At 65.1% G+C, this 3703-nt stretch carries 5 protein-coding genes and 1 tRNA gene; all 6 read right to left on the minus strand.

Annotation, left to right across the window (positions count from 1 at the left end):
- Positions 1–426, minus strand: a 426-nt coding sequence (gene rplK, locus JHC79_RS22890; protein WP_296395235.1) for a 50S ribosomal protein L11, incomplete at its 3' end; no start/stop codon positions are given.
- A gap of 107 nt (positions 427–533) precedes the next feature.
- Positions 534–1361, minus strand: coding sequence for a transcription termination/antitermination protein NusG (nusG, locus tag JHC79_RS22895; protein WP_296395237.1), 828 nt, complete (start codon positions 1359–1361; stop codon positions 534–536).
- A gap of 76 nt (positions 1362–1437) precedes the next feature.
- Complete coding sequence (secE, locus tag JHC79_RS22900; protein ID WP_296395239.1) at positions 1438–1866, minus strand: preprotein translocase subunit SecE; 429 nt, start codon at positions 1864–1866, stop codon at positions 1438–1440.
- A gap of 30 nt (positions 1867–1896) precedes the next feature.
- Positions 1897–1969: transfer RNA gene (locus JHC79_RS22905), tRNA-Trp, on the minus strand.
- Between the two features lie 266 nt (positions 1970–2235).
- Positions 2236–3321: a fused (3R)-hydroxyacyl-ACP dehydratase subunits HadA/HadB gene (locus JHC79_RS22910; RefSeq protein WP_296395243.1), complete on the minus strand. Its 1086-nt coding sequence runs from the start codon at positions 3319–3321 to the stop codon at positions 2236–2238.
- A gap of 245 nt (positions 3322–3566) precedes the next feature.
- Positions 3567–3703, minus strand: a 137-nt coding sequence (gene rpmG, locus JHC79_RS22915) for a 50S ribosomal protein L33 (RefSeq protein ID WP_296395245.1), incomplete at its 5' end; no start/stop codon positions are given.

Consider the following 3703-nt stretch of genomic DNA (forward strand, 5'->3'; position numbering starts at 1 on the left):
GACCGTGATGCCCATCGACCGAGCGGTGCCGGCGATGATCTTCGCGGCCTGCTCGACGTCGTTGGCGTTGAGGTCTTCCTGCTTGGTCTTGGCGATCTCACGGACCTGGTCCATGGTGACCTTGCCGACCTTCTTGACGTGCGGCTCTCCCGAGCCCTTCTGCAGTCCGGCCGCCTTGAGCAGCAGCTTGGCCGCCGGCGGGGTCTTCAGCTTGAAGTCGAACGAGCGGTCCTCGTAGACCGAGATCTCGACCGGGATGACCGTGCCACGCTGCGACTCGGTCGCGGCGTTGTAGGCCTTGCAGAACTCCATGATGTTCACGCCGTGCTGACCGAGCGCCGGACCCACGGGCGGGGCGGGGTTGGCCGCACCGGCCTGGATCTGGAGCTTGATGATCCCGGCGAGCTTCTTCTTCTTGGGGGGCATCTCTCTTTAACCTTTGTGTTGTCTATGTGTGTGCCGGGTTCGCGAACCGATCGCACCGGTTCATCTCGCCTGGCGTATCGCGCCCGCTGGAGACGCGAAGTCTGTTGTTAAATCTTTTCGACCTGGGCGAAGCCGAGCTCGACCGGGGTCTCGCGACCGAAGATCGAGACGAGCACCTTCACCTTGCGCTGCTCGGCGTTGACCTCGGAGATCGACGCGGGAAGCGTGGCGAACGGGCCGTCCATGACGGTGACCGACTCGCCGACCTGGAAGTCGACCTCGATGGTCGGCGACGCCGCCGCACCGATGCCGCCCTCGGAACCACCCGAGGACTTGCCCGCGGCCGGCTTCTTCGCCTCGACGCGGGGCAGCAGGAACTGCAGGACTTCCTTCATCGACAACGGCGACGGCTTCGAGGTCATTCCGACGAACCCGGTGACACCCGGGGTGTTGCGCACGGCGCCCCACGAGTCGTCGTTGAGCTCCATGCGCACCAGGATGTAGCCGGGCAGCACCTTGCGGTTGACCTGCTTGCGCTGGCCGTTCTTGATCTCGGTGACCTCTTCGGTCGGCACTTCCACCTGGAAGATGTAGTCGCCGACGTCGAGGTTCTGCACGCGGGTCTCGAGGTTGGCCTTCACCTTGTTCTCGTAACCGGCGTAGGAGTGGATGACGTACCAGTCACCGGGGGCGCGACGGAGCTGCTTCTTGAGCTCCTCGACCGGGTCGACCTCTTCTTCCTCGGCGACGGGCGCATCTGCGTCCTGTGCCGGGGCAACGACATCGTCGGAAGCGTCGATGGAACCCGCGACCGCCTCGGTCAGTTCCTCGGTGGCGGCCACGTCGACCGGTGCGTCCAGTACGTCGGTGCCGTTCTCGATGGCGTCGATGTCGGCTTCCTGGATGCTCTCGGTGTCATGCTCGGGGGTGCTCACTGCAGCCCACGCTCCCTTTCAATACGGTCGTGCTCGCACCCGGCGCGGTGCGCGGGTGAGTGTGTGGTCGTCCGGCTCAGCCGAACAACCAGAGGACAGCTTTCGCGAAGCCCAGGTCGATGCCGGAGATGAACGCCGTCATGACGATCACGAAGATCAGCACGATGATCGTGTAGCGGACCATCTCCGACCGGCTCGGCCAGATGACCTTCTTGAGCTCGCCGACGACCTGCTTCAGGAAGATCCACAACCGGATGAACGGGTTGCGGCTCTGGTCCGTCGCGGTCGACGAGCGCGATGAACGCTCCTTGAGTGCGACGCTCGAGGCGGTTTCCGCCTCGCTGTCCGGCGCGGTGGAACGCTTGCCACGCGGAGTGGACGAGCGCTTCCCGGTCGGGCGGGACGCGGTCTCGTCGGTGAGAACGTCGGCGGCGTCGGTGACACCGTCGGTGGCGTCGGCCTCGGGGGTTCCCTTGGCGCGTGCAGCTCTGTCGCGCTTGCTCACCACATCATCCTCTCGTCGCACATCTTTGGGCAGGGGCGACAGGACTTGAACCTGCAACCTGCGGTTTTGGAGACCGCTGCTCTGCCAGTTGAGCTACGCCCCTTTGAATCGGCTCACACCGATCCTCCGAACGCGACCTCACCGGTGGAACCATCGTCCCACGCCGCTCGGCCGGTTCATCTGCTGTTCCTCACACTCGCGGCACACAAACACATGCGCTGCACAAAACCAACGCGCCGCCCTGAAGGGCAGCGCGCAGCGTGAGTAACCTCAGACGATTCAGTGTACGACACCCGCCTGCGCGAACTCCAATTTGCCCACGTCGGGCGCCGGAGATCGGGTGCCGTGACGACGCCCGGACGAGTTGTGTCAGTTGAACTGGACGCTCGCGACGGCGCGCCCGAAGATCTTCTTGCCGTTCGACTTGGCGGTCAGGGCGATCTGTCCGCGACGGGTCTCGGGATCGAGCGACTTGACCTTGGCCGTGAGGTCCATCTGGCCGTATCCGTCGCGCGGGACGTAGACCGGCGCGGTGAAACGGACGTTGTACTCGTAGACCGCACCCGGGTCGCCGACGAAATCGGTGACGTACCCGGCGCTGATGCCCATGGTCTGCATGCCGTGGGCGACGACGGTGTCGAGCCCGACGATGTCGGCGATCTCGTCGCTGAAGTGGATCGGGTTGGGGTCGCCGGCCACACCGGCGTAGTTGATGAGGTTGCCGCGGGTCAGCTTGACGGTGCGGGGCTCGAGTTCCTGGCCGACGGTGAGGGTGTCGAAGTCGATGGCGCCGTACGGCTTGGGGTCGGCGGCCGGATCGGGCTCGGTGAAGAAGCCGCTGTGATCGGGGATCGTCTGACCGTGGTCGTACGTCGCGCCCTCGACCAGCATCGTGTGGGCGACGGTCTGCATGAACGACGGTGCCGGGGACTCGCCTGCGCGGGCCACCAGCGTGGTCCAGGTGGTCATCACCGGGACGTCGTGCTGGTTGTGGATCTGGTTCTTGGTCACGAGCACGTCCGCGCCACCCATCTGGCGGTACGAGTCGAGCGAGACGACGCAGATGAGTCGGTCACCGACCTCGACGGGCTTGTGGAACACCAGACGCTGGTCGGTCTGCAGCATCTTCCAGAGATCCCAGCCCTCCACCATCTCCTCGAAGAGACGGCGCTGGGCGATCATCCCGGGGATGGCGACGAACGACAGCGGTGCGATCAGGCCCTGGTGTCCGTTCGCGGTCGCCGCGGCCTCGTTCCAGTGGACGGGGTTGCCGTCCTGGACGGCGCGGGCGTACTCGCGAACCTTCTCGCGGCCCACCTCGTAGTAATCCTCGACCGTGTAGTGGAAACCGACCTGCTGGCTGGTCCGCTCGGCGATCTCCTCCGGGGAGAGGCTGGTCTGGTTCGCCATGATCGCCAGGCGCTCTTCGACGGAGGGGATCGAGGATTCACTCACGTTGGTCACAAAACCTGACCCTTCAGTGGTCGTCGGTGGGCGGCCGGGTCATCACGGGCGACACCCGCGAACGGGCTGTCGGGCCGGAGCACTCGACCGTCTTGACCAGCCTCGACGCGATCGACAGCGGACCGTCGGAAGACTGGAGAGATCGTTGGGTTGCTCGCAGAACGCTACCAGTCGTGGCGTGGTCCTCCCCAGACGCCACGACGCCCCGGCGATGTCTCATCGTCGGGGCGAGATGGTCAGCGCGACTCTTTGTGGCTCTGGTGCTTGCCGCAGTTCGGGCAGAACTTCTTGATCTCGAGGCGATCGGGATCGTTGCGGCGGTTCTTCTTGGTGATGTAGTTGCGGTGCTTGCAAACCTCGCAGGCCAAGGTGA

The organism is Williamsia sp., assembly GCF_016462415.1.
In the GTDB taxonomy this organism is placed as follows: Bacteria; Actinomycetota; Actinomycetes; order Mycobacteriales; family Mycobacteriaceae; genus Williamsia_A.